Origin of the sequence: Methylobacterium sp. CCH7-A2 (assembly GCF_001557075.1) — a bacterium.
GTDB lineage: Bacteria > Pseudomonadota > Alphaproteobacteria > Rhizobiales > Beijerinckiaceae > Allobosea > Allobosea massiliensis.
Genome location: NZ_LSKN01000315.1, coordinates 1 through 19,515, shown reverse-complemented (window position 1 = coordinate 19,515; position 19,515 = coordinate 1). Strand labels below are relative to the sequence as shown.

At 61.2% G+C, this 19,515-nt stretch carries 19 protein-coding genes and 1 pseudogene; 6 read left to right on the top strand and 14 right to left on the bottom strand.

Annotated elements, in window-relative coordinates; genetic code table 11:
• Positions 1-54: 54 nt before the first annotated feature.
• From AX750_RS24670 to AX750_RS24650, 5 genes are all read right to left on the bottom strand, one after another.
• A complete protein-coding gene (locus AX750_RS24670) occupies positions 55-870 on the bottom strand; it encodes an ABC transporter permease (protein WP_066720254.1) in 816 nt (271 codons plus the stop codon).
• The gene (locus tag AX750_RS24665) at positions 867-1,823 is read right to left on the bottom strand and encodes an ABC transporter permease (protein WP_066720257.1); all 957 of its coding nucleotides are present in this window, start codon (positions 1,821-1,823) and stop codon (positions 867-869) included. Before AX750_RS24665 ends, AX750_RS24670 begins: the two co-directional genes overlap by 4 nt.
• A gap of 7 nt (positions 1,824-1,830) precedes the next feature.
• Positions 1,831-3,363, bottom strand: coding sequence for an ABC transporter substrate-binding protein (locus AX750_RS24660; protein ID WP_066720259.1), 1,533 nt, complete (start codon positions 3,361-3,363; stop codon positions 1,831-1,833).
• 101 nt (positions 3,364-3,464) lie between these two features.
• On the bottom strand, positions 3,465-3,914 hold the full coding sequence (nikR, locus tag AX750_RS24655; protein WP_066720262.1) for a nickel-responsive transcriptional regulator NikR: 450 nt from the start codon (positions 3,912-3,914) through the stop codon (positions 3,465-3,467).
• A 146-nt stretch (positions 3,915-4,060) separates the two neighbouring features.
• Positions 4,061-4,789: an SOS response-associated peptidase family protein gene (locus tag AX750_RS24650; protein ID WP_066720265.1), complete on the bottom strand. Its 729-nt coding sequence runs from the start codon at positions 4,787-4,789 to the stop codon at positions 4,061-4,063.
• Between AX750_RS24650 and AX750_RS24645 the strand changes: the two genes are divergently transcribed.
• Complete coding sequence (locus AX750_RS24645) at positions 4,788-5,033, top strand: hypothetical protein (protein ID WP_067255157.1); 246 nt, start codon at positions 4,788-4,790, stop codon at positions 5,031-5,033. The genes AX750_RS24650 and AX750_RS24645 overlap by 2 nt on opposite strands.
• 1 nt (position 5,034) lies before the next feature.
• Here AX750_RS24645 and AX750_RS24640 read toward each other — a convergent pair whose 3' ends face one another.
• The 9 genes from AX750_RS24640 to AX750_RS24600 form a co-directional block, all read right to left on the bottom strand.
• Positions 5,035-5,355 carry a hypothetical protein gene (locus tag AX750_RS24640; protein ID WP_067255153.1) on the bottom strand — a complete coding sequence of 107 codons (321 nt, stop codon included), beginning with the start codon at positions 5,353-5,355 and terminating at the stop codon, positions 5,035-5,037.
• Positions 5,352-5,645, bottom strand: coding sequence for a hypothetical protein (locus tag AX750_RS24635; protein ID WP_066720267.1), 294 nt, complete (start codon positions 5,643-5,645; stop codon positions 5,352-5,354). Before AX750_RS24635 ends, AX750_RS24640 begins: the two co-directional genes overlap by 4 nt.
• Positions 5,642-6,922, bottom strand: a complete 1,281-nt coding sequence (locus AX750_RS24630) for a Y-family DNA polymerase (RefSeq protein WP_066720269.1) — start codon at positions 6,920-6,922, stop codon at positions 5,642-5,644. The genes AX750_RS24635 and AX750_RS24630 overlap by 4 nt, the downstream gene beginning before the upstream one ends.
• Positions 6,919-7,341, bottom strand: coding sequence for a translesion error-prone DNA polymerase V autoproteolytic subunit (gene umuD / locus AX750_RS24625; RefSeq protein ID WP_066720296.1), 423 nt, complete (start codon positions 7,339-7,341; stop codon positions 6,919-6,921). Before umuD ends, AX750_RS24630 begins: the two co-directional genes overlap by 4 nt.
• Positions 7,342-7,901: 560 nt before the next feature.
• Positions 7,902-8,948, bottom strand: a complete 1,047-nt coding sequence (locus AX750_RS24620; protein WP_066720272.1) for a DUF4432 family protein — start codon at positions 8,946-8,948, stop codon at positions 7,902-7,904.
• A gap of 48 nt (positions 8,949-8,996) precedes the next feature.
• Positions 8,997-9,965 carry an SMP-30/gluconolactonase/LRE family protein gene (locus AX750_RS24615; RefSeq protein WP_066720275.1) on the bottom strand — a complete coding sequence of 323 codons (969 nt, stop codon included), beginning with the start codon at positions 9,963-9,965 and terminating at the stop codon, positions 8,997-8,999.
• Entirely contained in the window at positions 9,962-11,248 is a 1,287-nt protein-coding gene (locus tag AX750_RS24610) for a TRAP transporter large permease (RefSeq protein ID WP_066720278.1), read from the bottom strand. Before AX750_RS24610 ends, AX750_RS24615 begins: the two co-directional genes overlap by 4 nt.
• A 3-nt stretch (positions 11,249-11,251) precedes the next feature.
• The gene (locus AX750_RS24605) at positions 11,252-11,773 is read right to left on the bottom strand and encodes a TRAP transporter small permease (protein ID WP_066720281.1); all 522 of its coding nucleotides are present in this window, start codon (positions 11,771-11,773) and stop codon (positions 11,252-11,254) included.
• A gap of 31 nt (positions 11,774-11,804) precedes the next feature.
• A complete protein-coding gene (locus tag AX750_RS24600; protein WP_066720284.1) occupies positions 11,805-12,671 on the bottom strand; it encodes a TRAP transporter substrate-binding protein in 867 nt (288 codons plus the stop codon).
• 527 nt (positions 12,672-13,198) lie between these two features.
• Between AX750_RS24600 and AX750_RS24595 the strand changes: the two genes are divergently transcribed.
• From AX750_RS24595 to AX750_RS24585, 5 genes and pseudogenes are all read left to right on the top strand, one after another.
• A complete protein-coding gene (locus AX750_RS24595) occupies positions 13,199-13,858 on the top strand; it encodes a TnsA endonuclease N-terminal domain-containing protein (protein ID WP_082735272.1) in 660 nt (219 codons plus the stop codon).
• Positions 13,859-13,873: 15 nt separating this feature from the next.
• A complete protein-coding gene (locus AX750_RS25765; protein ID WP_082735273.1) occupies positions 13,874-15,988 on the top strand; it encodes a Mu transposase C-terminal domain-containing protein in 2,115 nt (704 codons plus the stop codon).
• 5 nt (positions 15,989-15,993) lie between these two features.
• The gene (locus AX750_RS25760; RefSeq protein ID WP_197431943.1) at positions 15,994-17,067 is read left to right on the top strand and encodes a TniB family NTP-binding protein; all 1,074 of its coding nucleotides are present in this window, start codon (positions 15,994-15,996) and stop codon (positions 17,065-17,067) included.
• On the top strand, positions 17,064-18,686 hold the full coding sequence (locus AX750_RS25755) for a TniQ family protein (protein ID WP_082735275.1): 1,623 nt from the start codon (positions 17,064-17,066) through the stop codon (positions 18,684-18,686). The genes AX750_RS25760 and AX750_RS25755 overlap by 4 nt, the downstream gene beginning before the upstream one ends.
• A 249-nt stretch (positions 18,687-18,935) precedes the next feature.
• Positions 18,936-19,515: pseudogene (locus AX750_RS24585) on the top strand (IS110 family transposase); the annotation flags it as partial.

Genomic DNA, 19,515 nt, shown 5'->3' with positions numbered 1-19,515 from the left:
CGCATCGCAGGAACGCTGGGCGGTTCACAACGGCCAGGGCTTTCTCCGCGAGCACTACGAAGCGAGCAGGCCCGCGAGCGCGTTGTCGCGACGGCGTGACAGCGAGCGGGCGATGGCGAGAGCCAGGGCCGTCAGCGCGAACAGGAACAGGCCGGGCACGATGGCGAGCCAGGGCGCGCGGGAGAAGTAGGGCCGGGCTTCGGCGATCATCGCACCCCATTCCGGCGCTGGAGGCTGGATGCCGACGCCGAGAAAGCCGAGCGCGGCGATGTTCAGAATCGTGTGGCCGAACTGGAGCGCGATCAGGCCGGCAAGCATCGGCAGAATCTGCGGCACGACATGGCGGCTGAGCACATAGGCCGAGGAACCGCCAGCGACGCGGGCCGCCGTCACGAACTCGCGCTCGCGCAGCGAGAATGCGGCAGCGCGGGCGATGCGGGCGTACTTGACCCAGCCGGTCAGGCCTAGAGCCAGGATCAGCGGCAGGGCGCCGCCACCGAGATACACCGCGAGGATCAACGCGATGATGATCTGCGGCAGCGCGGTCAGCACGTCCATGCCGAAGATCAGCGCGCGATCGACACGGCCGGCGAACTCGGCGGCGACAACGCCGACGGCAAGCCCCGTGGCGAAGGACATGGCTACGATCGCCGAGGACAGGCCGATGTCGAGCAGGAAGCCATGGGCGATGCGCGCCAGCACGTCGCGGCCGAGCTGGTCGGTCCCGAGTGGGAAGGCAAGGCTCGGCGCCTCCAGGCTGTTGCGCAGGGAGGCGTCGATCGGATCGAGCGTCAGCCCGTATGCGACCGGCACGGCGAGCAACAGCGCGATCACGAGGATCGCCCAAGGCGGGCGATGCAGGCGGCTCACGAGCCAGCCCTCGCCAGCCTGATGCGGGGATCGATCCGTGCGACGATGAGATCGGCGATCAGGTTCGCCAGTGCGACCGCCAGCGCGATCACGGCGATCGCGCCGAGGAAGGCCGGGCCGTCATGGCTGTCGAGCGCATCGGTGAGGTAGGCACCGAGCCCGGGGATCGAGAACAGCCGCTCGACCACGACCACGCCACCGATCAGGAAGGCGAACTGCAAGGCGAGATAGGGCACGAGCGGCACGAGCGCATTCGGCAGGGCGTGGATGGTGAAGATCGCAGCCTCGCTCAGCCCCTTGGCGCGGGCAGTGTCGATATGCGGCGCGGCATAGGCCTCGTCCAGCGCGCCATCGAGCAGGATCGCGTTGAAGCCGAACTGGCCGAGCGCCAGCACCGCGACCGGCAGCACCAGATGCGCCCAGCTTTCGAAACCTGAGACCGGCAGCCAGTCGAGCCGCACGGCGAAGAGGATGATCAGCAGAACGCCGACGTAGAAAGACGGCAGCGCGATCGCGCCGATGGCGATGGCCTCGATGGCCGCCCCCGTCTTCCGGCTCTGCGCGCGCCGCTTCAGCGCAACCAGGGCCAGTGTCAGCGTGAGGCTGGTGATTGTTGCGAGCGCGGCGAGAAGAGCCGTCGCCGAAAGCCGCCAGCCGAGCTCGGTGAGGACCGGACGGCCGGTGCGGATCGAGTTGCCGAGATCGCCGGTCAACGCCGCCAGCAGCCAGCGGCCATACTGCACGAGGATCGGTGCATCGAGCCCGAACCGTTCGGCGATGCGCGCGACATCGGCGCCGGAGACGGCCGCCGTCTGGTCCTGAATGAAGATGCGCGTCAGGATGATTTGCGCCGGCTCGCCGGGAACGAGGCGCAGCAGGACATAGGTCAGGAAGGTCGCGGCCAGCACCGTCGCGCCGGCGAGCGCAACCCTCCTGATGAGATAGGCAACCATCGACTGGTCAGGGCGCCAGCTTCATCCGAGGATCGAGCATGTAGTCATGCGCGATCGGGTTGAAGGCGTAGTTGGTGACGCCCGGCTTCATCACGACGTTGACGCCGTAATGCGCGATGGTGAGGCACGGCTCCTCCTCGGCGGCGATGCGTTGGACGAGGTTGTAGGCGGCGCTGCGCTCGCCTTCGTCGCGGGTGGTGGCCGCAGTCGCCAGCGCCTCGTCAACCTTGGGGTTGGCATAGCCCCAGGTGTTGGTGGCGCCCTTCGAGTGGTAGGTCTGGCGCAGGTAGAAGTCGGGATGCGGATACATTGCCGAGGCTAGCGCTGCGAGGCGGGCATCGCCCGGCTTCATCTCCTTGGCGATGGCCGAGAACGTCGTGACCTTGATCTCGACCGCGACGCCGAGCTTGCGCAGCTGGCTCTGGATCGCGCCGGCTATCGGCACCAGACCAGGGCGCTGCGGGTAGGTGAAGAGGGTGAAGGCGAGCGGCTTGCCGTCCTTTGTCATGGCACCGCCCGAGCCCGCGACATAGCCGGCCTCGGCCAGCAGCTTCTTAGCAGCAGCAAGGTCGGACTTCGGCACGGTGATCGACTTGTCGGCGAAGGCCATGGTGTCCGGGAAGGCCGATATGCCGGCGCGGCCCATACCGAACAGCACGTATTGCGCGATCTCCTCGCGATCGATCGCCCGCGACAGCGCCTTGCGCACGCGGACATCGGCGAAGGGCGTGTCCTTCAGGCTGCCGAAGTTGAGCACGTAGTTCCGCGCCGTGACGTTGCGCGAGACGGTGAAGCCCTTGGCCGCGAGCGTGTCGAGATCGCCATAGGGCACCTCGGAGGTGAAATCGACGCTGCCCTTCTGCATCTCCAACGCCCGCGTCGTCGGGTCGGGGATGCCGCGGAAGGTGACCGCCGGTATGGAGGGCTTCTCGCCCCAATAGCCCTCGAAGCGCTCGACGGTGAAGCTCTGAGCCGCCGGCTGCCAGGCTGCAACCTTGAAGGGGCCGGTGCCGATCGGCCGCTCGATGGTCCCGTCAGGCATCTTGGGCGAGGCCGGCGAGACGATGGCCGCGCTGGCGTAGACCAGAGCGGCGGGCAGTGCCGGGAAGGGCTCGGAGGTGGTGATGACGACGGTCACCGAATCCCGCGCGGCCAATTCGGCGATCTTGATGTAGCTCCTGACCGTGCCGCTTCGCTCCAGCGCGGCCTTGAGGCTAACGACCACGGCCTCTGCCGTCAGCGGCGAGCCGTCATGGAAGGTCACGCCCGGCCGCAGCTTGAAGACCCAGACCGTGTCGCTCTCGCGAGTCCAGGAGGTGGCGAGGCCCGGCGCCAGGGTGAAATCCGGATTGCCGGCCACCATTGTCTCGGTGACCATCGCCTTTTCCTTCATCAGGGTGCCGTCCTGCGTCGGGTCGAGCGTCGGGATCTCCCAGATCTCGGCGACGCGCAGCGGCTTCTCCTGCGCGAGGGTGGCAGAGGCGGTGACGAGGGCGGCGGCCAGGACGAGCCCGAGCGAGCGGAAGGACGAGAGCAGCATCGCCGAAAAGCCTCGGTATGATGTTTCTATAGGAAACTCATACGATGGTGCTGGCGTGCTGTATCGCTCAAATGTTGGGCAGGCAGCTGAGCCGCCGCCGGTCAATGCTCGTGGTCGTGTGGGTGGCTATGGGCGTGCGAGTGCTCTGGCGCGTCGGGCTCCGGCAGCAGGTGCAGATGCCCATGCCGGACACCGCGCTGGCTGATGACGCCGTCCGCGAAGGCGCGGACATTGCCGCTCGGCCCACGCAGCACGGACACCTCCAGGCATTCGTGCCTGTCGAGATGGACATGTAGCGTCGCAACCGAGAGGTCATGATGGTCGTGCTGCTGGTTGGTCAGGCGCCGCGCCAGGTCGCGGGTCTCATGGTCGTAGACATAGGACAACGTCGCAACGCAGGGCGCCTCGGGAGAAGCCGCGGCCTCTGCCTGTGCTGCCTCGCGGACCATGTCGCGGATCGCCTCGGAGCGGCTGCCGTAGCCCTTCGCCGCGCTCAGCCGATCCACGAAAGCGAGAAGATCGGCGTCGATCGTGATCGTGATGCGTTCCATCGGACCTTCGTCGGCGATCGTCGAGGCTCGGTCAATCACCGCCTTCCATCAACGATCGCATGTCCGCTTGAGGGCCACGTCCGAATGTCAGGACCTGGCGCCATCTCGCTGGGCCAGCGGCCCGGCGCTTCTGGCAAACCGATCGTCTAACCTGAAAGCGCTTCATCCCTCTTTCCGCCGCGCTGAACCACCTGCAAAGCGCCGTCTGGCATCGGTCGTTGAAGCGCCTTGGCTTGCTCCCAGGGTGCCGTCATCCAGATCTCGACCTCCTCCGGCCGCGTCAGGATCACCGGCATAGCCTTGGGGTGGATGGCGCCGACCTCCGCATTGGGAACCGTAGTAAGGAAGGCGTAGAGGTCGGTCGTCTCAAGGCCGGTCTTGATCTTCCTGACGCCTGTCCAACCTGCCGTCCAGATTCCGGCAAAGAAGGCGAGCGGGCGGTCTTCCCCGAGCGCGAACCAGACATCTTGCTTCGCTGCGTGATCGAACTCGCTGAACGATGTCAGAGGCACCACGCAGCGGTTTGCCACGCCCAGCCATGGCTTCCAGTGCGACGAAGCGGTGTTGCGGACGTTGGTTGTTCCACCGTCCGGCTCCATGCGCAGGAGCTCGTCGAAGTCGACCGCCTTTCCCTTGGCCTCCAGCTTTCCGGCACGCTTCTTCGCAGCCTCGAAGATCGCCTTTTTCGAGGACGGCATTCCCCAGCGGACCATGGCGAGCTCACGCACGCCGTCAGCAGCATTTCTGACGATCGGCGCGGGATAGTCCGGAAAGATACCGGGAAGCGGCGGCAGGTTGCCTGTGGTGTCCCGCATGGCCCGCGCCATGTCGCGGATCGCTTGCTGGCCCTTCGTCATCGCGTAAAGATTGCACATGCTGTTGTCCTGGCTCGCCCGCCGCCGCGCATATCAGGCTCTCATCGACGCCGAGGCAACCCGGCTGGTCGATGCAGAAGGAGGAGCGGGCTATTACACAGCACGTCAAGTTGCGCGTCTTGCCCGCGAGCGCGGCGACGTTCCCACCGCGATGTTATTGAGCCGGGTCGCCCGCCAGGTCGCCGATCGAACCGGTTTGGTTCCCGGGCATTCCAAGATCGGGCGGCCCGAGGCCGAATGGTAGATCAGGACTTCAGTGAGGTTGCCCACTCTGCGTAGGGCGTGTTCTTCGCCAGATGGCGGTTGAGATCAGGCGTGCCGTCGTCCCACCAGACCGGACCGCGCTCGCCTAATGCGACCTTGGCCGCATCGACAGCCTTTCGAGCGGCGCCGAGATCTCCATTCCCGCGCTTGGCCTCTTTCACGGCCCGACGAGCGTCCATCAGTTCGGCGACGAGCCGATGACGACGCTCCTCAGGAATGGCTGGGTTCGTGGACCGCCACAGCCGCCCGGCGACCAGGAAGTACCGGCCATCGGGCGTGGTCGGATAGGAGCGGCCGCTCAATCTGGATACTCGCGCGCCAGCCGCTCATAAGCGTCCTCGTCCGCGACGTCGCGGGACATGGCTTGCTCAATCTCGCGATCATCGACAAGGACGCCGCCGAAGTGGCCGATGAAGGCCCGCGCCAGACGTTGGTCTTCGAACGCGATACGGATCGTCTCCGAACCCGCGAAGCGGTCCAGTACCCGAAAGCTAATCTCCCAGTCTGCGCACCAGCTTTCGATCCGCCGGAGCCGCCCAGCGGCGTCCTTGGCCGTAAGCTTCATCTCAACCTGATGATCGAACCCCATCATGCTCTCCCGATCACGGGCACTTCCTCCAGCCGCGTCGTGTACCGCGGCGACCGCATCTCGAACTTCGTGACCCAGGCCTTCTTCTGGCGAGCAATCCCTGCCGCCGCGGGGAAGACAACGCCTCGTCCCAGTTTCCGGTTGCAGGCGTCCAAGGCCTCCATCAGTCGGCCGGACTTCTCCCGATCGAGGGCGCCGATCAGCGCCGGCTGCGAGGCCTCCAGCGGCACGAGGTCGACCGTCATCAGCCCGGCCTTGGCGTAGCGGTACCCAGACTTCCAGATCCGCCGCGCCCCCCACTTGGCCGCGCGGACGAGCGCGAGCGTGTCGTTGCTCGCCTCGGGGAAATCGACGGTGGTCGAGACGGAGCGCGAGGGCCCGCGATCGTGCGGCGACGTGTGGAAGCAGACCGTGACGTGGTCCGTTGCCAGACCATGATGACGCAGCTTCTCGCCGAGCCTCGTCGCATGGGCGGCAAGGGCTTCCTGCATCATGTCCAGGCTCTCGACGCGGCCCGCGAAGCTTCGCGTGACGGCGCAGCCCTTCCGGGTTGGCGCCACGCTCTCAAGGTCGATGCAGGGCGTTCCCCGAAGCTCATGGATGATGCGCTCACCGACGACAGTCAGGCTCTTCCGGGCGAGCTTGGGATCGAGCCCGGCGACGTCGGCGGCGGTCCGACACCCGAAGGCGGCGAGCTTGGCCTGGCTCGCGCGGCCAATGCCCCAGACATCCTCGAGATTGACCAGCGGCAGCCATTCCAACCGGGCCTCATCACTGGTGAGGTCGCAGACACCGCGCAGCTGTGGCGTGCTCTTGGCGATCTTGTTGGCCAGCTTGGCCAGGGTCTTCGTCGGACCGATGCCGACGCACGTCGGAACGCCCGTCCAGGTCGAGACCGTCGAGCGCAGGTCCCGTCCCATTTCCTCGCGCTGCCCAGGTGCCACCGGGCTCATGTCGAGGAAGCTCTCGTCGATCGAGTACACCTCGATGTCGGAAGCGAACCGCTCATAGACGGCGTTCATCCGGCGGCTCATATCGCCATAAAGCGTGTAGTTCGACGAGAACACGACCACCCCCTCGCGCTGGCAGAGATCGCGGATCGTGAACATCGGCGCCCCCATCTTGATCCCGAGCGCCTTGGCTTCAGCCGTGCGCGCAACTGCGCAGCCGTCGTTGTTCGACAGCACGATCACCGGGCGCCGGCGCAGCTTCGGATCGAAGACCCGCTCGCAGGAGCAGTAGAAGCTGTTCCCATCGATCAGGGCGAAGGACCGGGTCATCGGCGGAAGCGCCGCACCGCGTTAGTCACGACGCCAAAGATATCGATCTCGGCATCCGGGCCAGGATCGTAATCGGGGTAGCGTCGGTTGCCGAAAGTCAGGGTCGATCGTCCTCCGACGATCCTGAAGACCTTGATGCTGCGCTCTCCATTGACGTCGACCACCACAGCGTCGCCGTCCTTCGGCACCAGGCTGCGGTCGACCGTGATCAGACTGCCGTCGAAGATGCCGACGTCGATCGCGCTATCGCCGGCAACCGTCATGATGAACGTCGCCGGGGCATTCTGGATAAGCGTTCTGGACAGATCGATCGGCTGGTCCAGATAGTCGTCTGCCGGGCTCGGGAAGCCCGCCCGGACCGCTTTCAGATAGACCGGCACGAAAATCGGGGGGCCGAGGACGGCGGGCGACATGTGCATCGGCATGAGCTCCTATTGTGAGAACATAATAGGAACATCAGTGTCGCGGCTGGGAGTCAATGTGGGGATTTCGCCACATGGGGCCTTGGCGATGTGGCGAGCCGCAAGCGGATGAGGATAGTCGCCTGGTGCGCTGGAATGTCAGCTTGATGGCAAAGCACCGACGTGACGAAGCGGCGCATCCGACCTGGGCGAGCGGCAGGCTGTTTTTGGCCCAAAGCCGACGTTTGGAGAGTCTGCTTTACGGCGACATCCCGGGATAGTGGCCGCTCCGAAACTCCTCCGTTCCTGACGCCGAATAATAGGTAGCTGAGATAATTTGCCGCTGCTCCAGCGGATAGCCTTGCGACGCCCCGACTGTTGCCTTTGCCGAATGCCGCTCGCGCGCTGTGGGTAACAGAGTTTTTCATGGTGCCACGAGCGACACGATCGGCTTCGCTGTCGTTACATCCGGCGTGGCCTCGGCGCCACTCCTCACCCTCAACCTTCGAAATTCGGAGGGCTCTTGTACTTGGCGCCTCGCGGAGCGTCCGCTTTCTGGCCTTGCCGAGCGGGCACCCTCAGAGGCAACCAACAGTGGCTCGTAGCACAAAAGCTTTGCGTGCCCCGCCGGCCAGCCGCGAGGCCGTGCCGTTCTCGATGGCCGCCGCGAGGCCCTCGCGCGGGATGCTTGTGAAGGGCTCCAACCCGATATTGTAGTGGCGGCCGAACCAGGGATAGTCGCGCATCGCCCCGAATTCCTGCCAGCACCAGACATAGGGCATGACGGCGGCGTCCCAGGCGATTTCGAGACCGAGCCCGCGGCTATCCCGAACTAGATAGTGGCCCTCTCGGAAGCCGCGCAGATAGCTCATCTCTCCAGGCGTTCCGACCACCGGCAGGCGCGACATGTCGACCGCCCGGCCGCCGGCATCGACCGCGTCATGCCAGGGCATTACCCGATTAGCGGCAAGGCGTCGCTGCGGATGGGTGCGGGAGATGTCGCCGGTCACGGTCTCCACGCTACGCGGCATCTCGATAACTGATCCGGGCCCGAGAAACGGCCGGCCGAAGGTGATGTGGTGGCCCCACATCAGCGGGAGGTCGACATCGCTCTCATTGATCGCGACTTCCTCGAACAGCAGCGACGACGAGCCGGTTTCGAGCCTGACATTCCGTATCAGGCGATAGGGCAGCGTCTCTGTGCGGATACTCAGCTCAAGCTGCACGGCGGAAGGCGCATCTTCCACGACCCGCCAATCCCATGGCCGGTGCCAGACCTCTCCATGAAAACCATGGCTGCCGAAGGGAAGCCCCGGACCAGCCGACGGGGCGCCCCCGACTGGAAAGACCTCCTGCCAGCCGCCGGGATAGCTGTCGTAGAACGCCATGCGGGCGTCCGGCGGTGTGACCGCGCGCAGTGCCGGATGCCGAAGCCCGTTGGCAGAAAGCCAGACGAAGTCGGTATCGCTGGTCTTGTGCAGGAATTCGACCACATCGGCACCGCGGCCGACGGCGAAGCTGACACGCAGCTGCTCGTTCTCCAACGTCAGCACGTCCAATCCATGCCAGATGACATGTTTGGTGCGGACGCCCCAGTTCCGTTGCGGGCGGTAGTAGCCGTTCATCGCTCCATAGCCCCGGGCGTCATGGCACCGTCGGACGCACGCGCAACATCAATACAACCAGTGCACCGGTGGCACCCCCGCCGCGTCAAGACGGACTACAGCGATCGAATCTCCGAGCAGGCAGCCGAGATAGCCGGTCCGCAGATCGGGCCCACCAAAGGCGATGCTCGAAAGATTACGCAGCTTCGTCGATGGATTAGCGTCCATATGAGGCCGCCCAAGCGAATTGTCCTGATAGGCCTGCTCGACCCAGGCGACATGGGCCGGGTCGGTCTCGCTCAGCATGATCTCGCAATGCCCGCTTTCCGGATCGATGCGCATCAAAAGGTTTGAGATCACGCCCGCGATCCAGATCTTGCCTTCGACATCGAAGGCAAGCCCGTCTGGGAACTGGCCTTGCCCGAACTCGTAGATCACCTCCTTGGGGCCGAGGCTGGCGTCGTCGCGCAGCGCGAAGCGGCTCAGCCGCCGGCCATAGGTCTCGTTGACATAAATCCAGCGCCGGTCCGGTGAGATCTGGCATTCATTCGTGAAGCCGAGCCCGTCCGCCACGATGCGCGCGCCCTTCTCGTCCATCACGGCAATGAAGCCACTGTGCGAGTCGCTACGGTAGTCGAGCGAGCGCGGGACCATCGTCGTCGAGACGGTGAGCCAGAGCCGGCCGACATGATCGCGCACCAGATAGTTCGAGGGCGCAATCTGGGCGCCGTCGATCTGCGTCCAGTAAGGCGCGACCTGCCCATCGCGCGTCAGGCGCCAGACGCCACCGGCCTCGCTGCCGAGATTTGCAAGGAGAAAGGACCCGTCCGGATCGAGCGCGATACCATTCGGGCGCAGGCCTTCCGGCAGATCGACGGTCTGGCCGGTATAGAGCGTCTGCGTACCATCGGGCCGGAGATGGGCCACGCCGCCGCGCCAGTCGGCGGTGTAGAGATCGCCTTTCGCCGTGGCGAGGACGCATTCGGGACGACTGAGGCCGGAGCCGATCTGCGAGACGTCGTCGAGAGAAAGCGTCATCCGCGCATCAACCAAACCAGGGCCATCGGGATCGCTTCGACATAGGTGACGAGAAACAGCACGCAGAGCGCCAGGATGAACATCGGAATGAGCTCGCGCGAGATCGCCACCATGCCCACACGCGCGATCTTAGCTGCCACGAAGAGCGTGCCGCCAACTGGCGGCGTGTAAAGCCCGATCACGAGGTTGAACACCATGATCAGGCCGAGATGGACCGGGTCGATGCCGAACGCCTTGGCGGTGGGAATGAAGAGCGGCGCCGTCAGCATCAGCGAGGGCAACGGCTCCAGGAAGATGCCAACGAGGATCAGCGCCAGGTTGAGCAGAAACAGAAAGACGTATTTGTTCTCAGCTATGTTTAGGATCGTCTGCGCCAGATTGGCGGGAATCTGCTCGACCGTGATCAACCAGGACAGCGCGCCGGTGGCGCCGACCACAAGCATGACGACGGCGCTGGTGCGGAAGCTCTGCAGCAGCATGCCGGGAACCTGCGCCGGCTTGATCTCGCGATAGACGAACAACGCCAGGACCAGCCCGTAGAATACCGCAACCGAAGCCGCCTCGGTCGGCGTGAAGATCCCGGTGAGGATGCCGCCGAGGATGACGATAGGCATGCCGGAGGCCGGCAGAATGGCCAAGAAGCTCTTCCAGATGTCGGCGCGGCTCGGCATCGCTCCGCCGAGATCGCAGCCCAGCGAGCGACCTTTCCAGACGCAGAGCAGGATCAGGACGAAAGCGAGGGTGAAGGCTGGGAAAACGCCCGAAACGAGGAGCTCGCGTATCGAGACATTGCCGACGAAGCCATAGACCAGCAGCGGGATCGAGAGCGGCATCAACACGCCGATCGTGCCGGCGACCGCGATCAGCGCGGCTGCAAAAGCACGCGGATAGCCACGTTCGGCCATTCGCGGCACCATGATAGAACCGATCGCCGCCGAATCCGCAACGGCCGAGCCCGAGACCGAGCCGAACATGGTGCAGGCTGAGACCGTGACGACGCCGAGCCCGCCCGGCATGAAGGCCAAGAGCGAGCGCGCGAAGTCGATCAGCCGTCGGCCGACGCCGCCATGGGTGATCAGCTCCCCGGTGAAAATGAAGAGCGGGATCGCTGCCAGGTGCAGCGGCTCCAGGCTCGATATGTAGGATAGGAAGATCGCCTCGAGCGGGTAGCTCATGCCGAAGATCCCGATCGTGGCGACCGTCGTCAGCAGGAGCGCCCAGACGAGCGGCATTCCGAGGAGAGCGAGCGCGAAGAAGACCGCGCAGATGACGGCGAGAACCATGTGTCAGTCCTGGAAGGCTTCTTGCGGAAGGGGCTTGTCACGCAGCAGCAGCGCGATCTCGTAGAGCACGAAGACGAGCGCCAGCGTGGAGCCGACGGGCATCGCGAGATACTGCAGCCCCATCGGCACATGGAGCACGGTCAGCTCCTGCCCCATCGTGCTCTCCGTGATGTTCCAGCCATAGGAGATCAGGAGCGTAAGCAGGGCGGCCACACCGAGCCGGGTGGCGAGTTCGACGGCCTTCTGCAGGGCGGGCGGCATCTTGTCGGTAAATTCGGTGATGCGCATATGCGCGCCCCGGCGAGCGGCCGAAGCCCCGCCGAGGAAGGTCCCCCAGAGCAGCACGAACTCGCCGAATTCGGTGTTCCAGGCGAGGTCGCTGTTCAGCGCCACGCGCGCCGCGACATTGGCGAACATCACGACGAGCAGCATGGCGGCCAGCAGCGTCAGGGCAACATCGACCATGTCTCCGAGCCAGCGCAGAGGCGCTGGCTCGGGCAGGTTAGGGCGATAGAGGAAATGCATGCCGGCCTCCGATGATGATTTTCGACGGGGCTCAACTCATACTTTTTCGGATCTCTGCCGCCTCGGCGATGAACTGGTCGACCGCAGTTGCGCCGAACTCCTTGCGGGCACGCTCGACGGCGCCTTCGCTCGCCTTGCGCCAGGCTGAGAGATCCGGCTTGACGATGGTCGCGCCCTTGGCGGTCATCTCTGCCAAGAGCTTTTCGTCATTGGCGCGTACTTCGGTGCGATTCCAGTCGCCGGCTTCCTTCGCCGCCTTGAGGATGCCCTCCTGATCCGCCGCGCTGAGACTCTTGAACGTGCGCTCGGCCATGGCTACCCAGCGCGGCGAATAGACGTGCTGCGACAGAGTGACGTGCTTGGCGACCTCGTAGAAGCGCTGCGAATAGATGGTGTCGATGGGGTTCTCCTGACCGGAGACCGTGTTTTGCTGGATGGCGAGATAAACTTCGGTCACCGGCATCACGACAGGCGAGAAACCGATCGATTCCATGATCCAGCGGATCATTTCGACCGGAGCGATGCGCAGCTTCTTGCCCTTGGCATCGGCCGGGCTGTTAAGCGGGAAGTTCGTGGTGAAACTGCGGAAGCCGGCCTCCCAATTGCCGACGATGCGCATCCCCTTGGCGGGCAGCAGATCCGCCTGCTGCTTGATGAACTTCGAGGTGTCATAGAGCTTCCAGCCCTGCTCATAGGTCTCGGCCAGATAGGGCAAGGCGATCAACGAGAGGTCCTTCACATGGGGAGTAAAGGTGACGACGCCCGTCAGGGCGAAATCCAGCCCGCCGACCTGAAGCTGGTCGAGCGACTTGGCGTCGTTGGCAAGCTGCCCGGAATGGAAGACCTGAACCTTGCAACGGCCTGAAGTATATTTCTCGACCGCTGCGGCGAAACGCATCGCGGCCTCGTTCGCAGCACCAACCGAGGTGTCGGTTCAATTCGTCCACTCAAGCGAGCCATCGAGGGCATCCTCAGAGCCAGAGATCGCATGCGATCGAACCGCCTCCATTGATAGACCAGTAGTTTTCCTTAGGCGTGTCGCGGAGCCGAAGCTACGCCTAGTCATCGCTGCAAGCATCGCCCCATTTTGGCACTTCGTCTGCCCAGCTAGCTGTCCTCTAAGCCAAAGCCAGCTCGTAAGGATTGCGAAATGATACCGTCCCTTCCCGCCGCCGAGCTCACGTCACCGCCTCGTGTTTAAGCACTCGCTAATTCTTTGGATGGTAGGCAATATACAGTACAAACACCCTAGAGCGCTGTCCATAATACGAAATTCTGGAGCAAAGCATGAGCACCGATTATACTATTAGACTGCGAAAGGATGATTACATTGATCAATTAATTCACGGAATTGACCTATAGGCAATCTAGAACCATAGGAGGATTACATTACGTCATTTAATTGCGGACGCTGGACTTAACAAAATGTCGAAACTTCCGTCCAAACGAAGAAACGTCATTCCTTACAGCCGCGACGGCTACCGCGGGGAACACCCTGTTGCTCGGTCGGATGGCAGGCTCGTGCAATGCGAGTCGTTGCTCGAACTAGACGCCCTGATGATGCTCGATGCATTCGATCGTAACATCGTCAATGTAGAAAGCCAGCCCTTTATCGTCAAATATCGACACGATGGACGATTTCGCAAATGGACGCCCGACTTTATGATCGTGCGGACCGGCGTGAAGCCGGAGCTCGTTGAAGTGAAGACGTTAAAACATCTGTATCCAGCAGACCCACTTGCGCGGGCTGAAACGGCTGAGCGCTTCAAGGCCCTCAAAGACGCAACAGAGCAAAAGGGGTTCAAGTTTCGACTGCTGACGGAAGCGGAGATCCGCGTTCAACCTGCTCTTTACAATGCCAAGCTTCTCTGCCGGCACTCATCTCTTCGCCACAACACAGCTCTTATCATTCGTGGGCGAGATGCGCTGCGCTCCATGGCCGACCCGTCGGTCAACGGTTTCCAAACAGCGCTCGGGCCGGATGTGGATGGGTTCAGCCTCGCAATTGTGATGGACTGGCTGGGCCATGCGCTCATGGACCGCAGATCACGCTTTTCGCGAACGTCGACGCTTCTCCCTCTCTAGTTTCACTGGTGCACCATGGACATCGCACTCCGCTTACAGTCGGGCGCGCCCGTACGAATCGATGGGCGTTCGTTCATCGTCGGACCAATCGAAGAGCACGGTCGCGTATTTACCGAAAAGGCCACGGGCCACCAGGTTAGGCTGCCGAACGCCGCACAGCTTCGTATGGCCAGGGAAGCGCGTCTCACCAGCGAGGCCTCATTCCGGGCTATTGAGGAGGAGCGTCGTGGTCTTTTGGAAGCGGATTGGGGAACTTTCACCGCGGCTGAAAGGCAGGTCGCTGAAGAGCGTCAGCGGTTCGTTGCGGCCTTAGACAAAGTGGTTGCGAGAGACAGGTCAAAGAACGTCGTCATAGAAGCTGTGATTGGCCATGTTGAGAGAATGAACCCTCTTGCTCGTCTAAAACCTTCGGCACGATCCGTCCGCGAATGGTATCGTAATTGGGTCATGGCAGGCCGCGATATTAGGGTTTTAGTTGCACTAAACTTCAAGAAGGGGCGTCGAGAGCGGCGCCGTCCCAAATGGATGGATGATGAGATCGATCATGCAATCAACGAGGTGTACGCCGTAGGCACCCGTGGATCAGAGGCAGAAACCCGACGCCGTGCCGCCGATCGGATCCGGGACCGCGCGAAGCGTGAAGGCCTAGTCGTTCCCGATTTGGGCCAAAGGGACATCCTAGGCAAGAACGCGATTAGCAAAGCGCTTAAGCGTCGCGAACAATATGACTTGATCAGCCGACGGTACTCGCGCGAGGACGCCGACAGGATCATGGCCGCTATCGGTATAGGGCCTCAAGGCGACTACCCTCTCGCAGAGGTAGAAATCGACCATACGCCACTTGATATCCTAATCATTGAGAAGGGTGTTTTGCTCGGAAGGCCATGGCTAAGCGCGCTCATTGACCGATACAGCCGCTGCATCATCGGTTTTTCACTGACGTTCCACCCACCTTCATGGACGAGCACGATGATGGCTCTCCAGCACGCCGTCATGCCCAAAGCCGAATACCTTGAAGCACTGACTGGAATTCATGAAGCTTGGGACTGCGAGGGAGTGCCGGACAAACTGTTTACTGATGGAGGAAAGGATTTCCTCTCCGCATCGATGCGTGCAACAGAAGCCGCACTCAATATGACATTGGTTCCACTGCCTCGCAGACGGCCGCAGCTCAAGGGGAAGATCGAGCGTTGGTTCGGCAAGTTAGAACACGCAGTGATCCATACGCTCCCAGGAACGACCTTCTCGAATGTTGTTCAGCGCAAGGGGTATAACGCTGAGCAAGAGGCGGTCTTGTGTCTTGCAGAGCTGAACTGGATCGTCACGAAATGGATCGTCGATATCTATCATCAAGAGCAGCACTCAGCGACCGGTGAGGCACCGATGGATCGCTGGAGACGCGGCATCAATGTCTGCGGCGTCAAGTTGCCACCACCACGCGAACTGCTGGCGCCTCTGACCGGGTTGGTAGTTCCTCGAACGCTGACCAACCAGGGGATCAAATTCAAGACTCTGCGGTGGAATTCAAAGGAGTTTTCTGGACTACGTAACCGGCTCGACACAAACGTCGACGTCCAGGTCCGTCTAGATCCTCTGTCCATCCATGAGATCTACGTTTTTGATCCGATGCACAAAAAGTGGATTGCCGGACAGCTTGAAAATGTACTGGACGGTGATCTGACATTGCATCAGTGGGAGATCATCAAAAAGCGAGCCGATGAGATTTCTGAGCCAACGGAAGAACGCCGCGACGCGATTGCAAGGGCAAGACGTGAACTCTTTGAATTCGTAGCCAAGCTAGCAAAGAGGCAAAAAAAGGGAAGTGTACCTAGAGGTGCAGGCCGGTTTGTAATGGACGGGCGCAAACCTTCCGAACATCTAGCTCCTGATCGCGTAGATCTGGACGCGAGCGAGCACGGGATTGGTCAGCATCTGCTTGGACGAAACATGCCTGAGACCAAGCCTAAACACCTAAGCCAGCTGCAAGTCGGGTCCCCACCAGTCGAGCTTGCGCGACCGAAACGCGCAGATGAAGTGTGCCAATTCACGCGAGAACCTTCTTCAGGCGAGCCCCTTGAAGAGTTGATCCGCCGGAAAGTGGTCGTACGCAGCCGAACGATTGGGAGTTGAGTAAATTGAAGAAGTCACAGCTCGAACGCACAGAGCGGCTACGATCAATCAGTAGCCTCCTCGTCGAGACGGTACCGTTCACCGAGGCAACCGACATTATTCGCCGTACATACAATAACTGGCACACTCGCGCGGAAGGAACCTGCGCGTTTGTGGTCGGTGAATCGGGTGCAGGAAAAACGACAGTCGCAGATGATTTTCTCGCAATGACCGCCCGGGATTTGGGTACGGAGTACGTAGCGGAGACCAGTCCCGACGCACATGGCCGTTGGGGCCTGATAAAAGAAACTGAAAATGGGTTCATCCGCCCCGTTCTTAAAGTTTTCGCCGCCCCCACGGCCACGAGGAAAGGCCTCCTTTTCGATCTTCTTTTTGCCCTCGGCATTCGAGCTAAGAAAAACTCAACTGAAACTGATCTTATGGCTCTCGCGAGGCGTCACCTAATGGCGCAGCAAGTCAAACTTCTCATATTTGATGAAACCCATCATATCATCGATGGTCATAAGAAGGCAACGGCTGGTGAGGCAGCCGGGTTACTTAAGATGCTCCTAATACAACCAAGAGTACAGATCGTTTGCCTGGGATTGCCTCACACGGTTGAGATTCTTACTGCGACCGAGCAGTTGGGCCGGAGATGCATTGCTCAGTACGAAATTCCTCCATTCCGCGATAACGTTCACGTCCCAGAAGGCGACTTTATGCATTTCTGTCGTGCGCTGGAGCGTGCGCTGCCATTCGACAGAAAGTCGGGACTTGATCAGCCCGGGATGGCACTCCGGCTTCACGGCGCAGGAGCCGGCTACGTAGGGCGCATTGTCCACATTACGCTAACTGCTGCTGAGTTGGCGATTGACCGCGGTTTACCGCGAGTATCAGCGGCACTCCTAGGCGAAGCCTACCGCGATATCACCACGAAACAAAAAAATAGTACTCAAATCACCGACGATATCAATCCATTCTTAATTGAAGAGTTTCGGCCTGACCAATTCGCAGTCATCCGCGCTCGTCTAGAAGCTCAGAATGCCGACTCAACGCGCCAACGCGGTCAGAAAACGCCAGCGCCGGAATTCACCAAATGACCGCGGCGGACGTAGAAGCTCTTGGGGTACCCCTGTGGTCTAAGCCGAAGCCTGAAGAACCCGCTCACGGACTGTTTATGCGTCTTGCCGAGATTAACGGCCAAGGTCCAGATGAGATCGCCAGGGCGTTGGGCTTTTCACTCGCAAGCTTAAGGCGCGGTGAAAACATAACCAAGCTAGCCAATTTTATCCGCGTAGATGCAGCCGAACTCGCAGCGAGTTCATTCTTTTTCGCTGTAGGCAAAAAGGTTTCAATTCGCGGCGAGCAGATCGGTCTTCGTGATGTTGTCGCCGGAGCTCGCCGAATATGCGCTCTTTGTGTCAGAATGTCGAACCACCATAGGTTCTGGTGGGATATCGACTTTGTTGATTGTTGCCCGCATCACGAGATCATGTTGACTGATCGATGCAGCTGTCCACAGGCCGGTCGCCTGTCATGGAAGGATAGCGGAGTGGGCCGCTGCTTCCTGTGCGACGATCCACACCAATCGGTCGCAGAAACGATGGAAGAGCCGCCAAACCCACACCAGCTTAGAACGAATCGATATTTCCTCGGCAGGCTGGGAATATGCGCAAGGGAGGAGTCCCAGATATTGGATGCGCTTCCGCTCGATGAAGCTGTCGAAACTGTCACCAAGGTCGGGGCGCTCTTGATGAAAGGGTACACGGAAAATTGGCCCGATCTAACCCACGAGGAGCGGATGCATTGCCGGGCGTTAGGATTTCATGTGCTCGACCAAGGCGTTTTAGGACAACTATTACATCATACATTCGAATCGTTCATGCGATGCTCGCCGCCAGAGATGGCATTTAACCCCAGTCGAGGCAGATCGTTTGGTTGGTTTTATCATTGGTTTAATGGCAAGGGTGGCGCTAATTACTCTGCTGGCATCGCGAAAATTTTTGAACAGGTTGTTGAGAAAACGGTTGATAGCTGTGGAGGCGGACTTCCTTCCCGATCAAACATCGACATCAACGACTTTTACATGAATCTTGGTGAGGCCGCTGATGCATGTCGGCAGGGCAAGACAACAATGCGCCGTGTATTGAAGCAATTTGGCAAAGATAGAAGCCTACTCAGAAAAGGATTACCGCTCCGAATAGAAGCAAGTGTTGTTAATACATTAAGCAAAGCGCTAATCAAGCGCTGCAACTTTGACAAAGTTCGCGCCATGCTTGGCACCGGCCATTTAACGGTCAGACGATTTGTTGAGTCGGCATTCTTTACGCCTTTAATTAGAGGCGGATGCGATCGGCACGAGTATATTTTCGACGAGAAGGAGATCACAGAATTCTTAGAAATTCTTGGAAAGAATGTTCCACTGGTGGAGTATTGCCCCGAAGATGCCCTGCCACTTCAGGACGCAGCGCGAACGTACGCCGCGCCGATCGATCGCCTTTGCTTGAGCATCATTCTTGGACACACACAGCTCGCCGGACGTCTAACGGGAGCAACAGGTCTGGCCCAGTTTGTCATTGCGCGAGAGATGACCCTGAATTTCCGGCGCTGGTACGTTGAGGAGGGAGAGGATTACCTCCTTCGAAGCATGTTTGAATTCAAGCGAATGAAGCAGCTGGATTTTGACCTTAGGCCCGACGCCGGTCGATCGGTCGCTTAGATTTAATTTCCCGTTCGGGAGCTTCGGGCACGGGCGATGACAAGTCTAAATCAATAGCGGTTTTCTTAACGAGCCGACTTGCCGTGTCGAAGCACGACTTCTTAAGCGACACACCGCAACACCGGCAGCAAGTTATTGAACGGGATGTTCGTTCAGCAACTCGCGGCCGTAATGATCGATGCTGAGTGTATCAATCGCTCTCCCGATTATTTAGGAATCATATGTCAAGCGCGATCCCCAAGAACGTTAGACGCAGCCGATGCCGAAGCGATCTGCGAGGCTGCGCAGCGCCCGACCATGCGCTTCGTTGCGGTGAAGAGTGAGGACAAGCAGGCCTCTGCCGTGATCTTTCGGACCCGCGACGTGCTGGTCGGCCAGCGCACGCAACTGGTCAACTCTATCCGCGGCCATCTGGCCGAGTATGGATTGATCGCACCCCAAGGCCCTTTTCACCTCGAGAAGCTGATCGCACAGATCGAAGATCCCGCCTCGACTTTGCCGCAGCCGGCCCGCACCTGCCTCGCGGTGCTTGGTGATGCACTCCGCCATCTGCAGGAGCAGACGGCCGCGCTCGATGCTGAGATTGCCGCTCGCGCTAAGGCCGACGACGTCACCCGCCGGCTCATGACGGTGCCCGGCATTGGCCCTCTGATAGCCACCGCTATCGAGGCGTTGGCGCCGCCTCCCGAGACCTTCCGATCGGGGCGGGATTTTGCTGCCTGGACTGGCCTTACGCCCGTGCAGAGATCGACGGGCGGGAAAGAGCGCCTTGGCCGAACGTCGCGGATGGGCGAGCGGACGCTCAGGCGCCTGCTGATCATCGCGGCCA

Excerpts from the sequence above, each read along its gene's own strand:
- AX750_RS24615 (WP_066720275.1), bottom strand. The coding sequence starts at position 9,965 with ATGACGCTTTCTCTCGACGACGTCTCGCAGATCGGCTCCGGCCTCAGT.
- AX750_RS24645 (WP_067255157.1), top strand. The coding sequence starts at position 4,788 with ATGCTGTTGTCCTGGCTCGCCCGCCGCCGCGCATATCAGGCTCTCATC.
- AX750_RS25755 (WP_082735275.1), top strand. The coding sequence starts at position 17,064 with ATGACCGCGGCGGACGTAGAAGCTCTTGGGGTACCCCTGTGGTCTAAG.
- AX750_RS24595 (WP_082735272.1), top strand. The coding sequence starts at position 13,199 with ATGTCGAAACTTCCGTCCAAACGAAGAAACGTCATTCCTTACAGCCGC.
- AX750_RS24605 (WP_066720281.1), bottom strand. The coding sequence starts at position 11,773 with ATGCATTTCCTCTATCGCCCTAACCTGCCCGAGCCAGCGCCTCTGCGC.
- AX750_RS24610 (WP_066720278.1), bottom strand. The coding sequence starts at position 11,248 with ATGGTTCTCGCCGTCATCTGCGCGGTCTTCTTCGCGCTCGCTCTCCTC.
- AX750_RS24635 (WP_066720267.1), bottom strand. The coding sequence starts at position 5,645 with ATGATGGGGTTCGATCATCAGGTTGAGATGAAGCTTACGGCCAAGGAC.
- AX750_RS24665 (WP_066720257.1), bottom strand. The coding sequence starts at position 1,823 with ATGGTTGCCTATCTCATCAGGAGGGTTGCGCTCGCCGGCGCGACGGTG.
- nikR (WP_066720262.1), bottom strand. The coding sequence starts at position 3,914 with ATGGAACGCATCACGATCACGATCGACGCCGATCTTCTCGCTTTCGTG.
- AX750_RS24650 (WP_066720265.1), bottom strand. The coding sequence starts at position 4,789 with ATGTGCAATCTTTACGCGATGACGAAGGGCCAGCAAGCGATCCGCGAC.
- AX750_RS24660 (WP_066720259.1), bottom strand. The coding sequence starts at position 3,363 with ATGCTGCTCTCGTCCTTCCGCTCGCTCGGGCTCGTCCTGGCCGCCGCC.
- AX750_RS24600 (WP_066720284.1), bottom strand. The coding sequence starts at position 12,671 with ATGCGTTTCGCCGCAGCGGTCGAGAAATATACTTCAGGCCGTTGCAAG.
- umuD (WP_066720296.1), bottom strand. The coding sequence starts at position 7,341 with ATGCACATGTCGCCCGCCGTCCTCGGCCCCCCGATTTTCGTGCCGGTC.
- AX750_RS24630 (WP_066720269.1), bottom strand. The coding sequence starts at position 6,922 with ATGACCCGGTCCTTCGCCCTGATCGATGGGAACAGCTTCTACTGCTCC.
- AX750_RS24620 (WP_066720272.1), bottom strand. The coding sequence starts at position 8,948 with ATGAACGGCTACTACCGCCCGCAACGGAACTGGGGCGTCCGCACCAAA.
- AX750_RS25765 (WP_082735273.1), top strand. The coding sequence starts at position 13,874 with ATGGACATCGCACTCCGCTTACAGTCGGGCGCGCCCGTACGAATCGAT.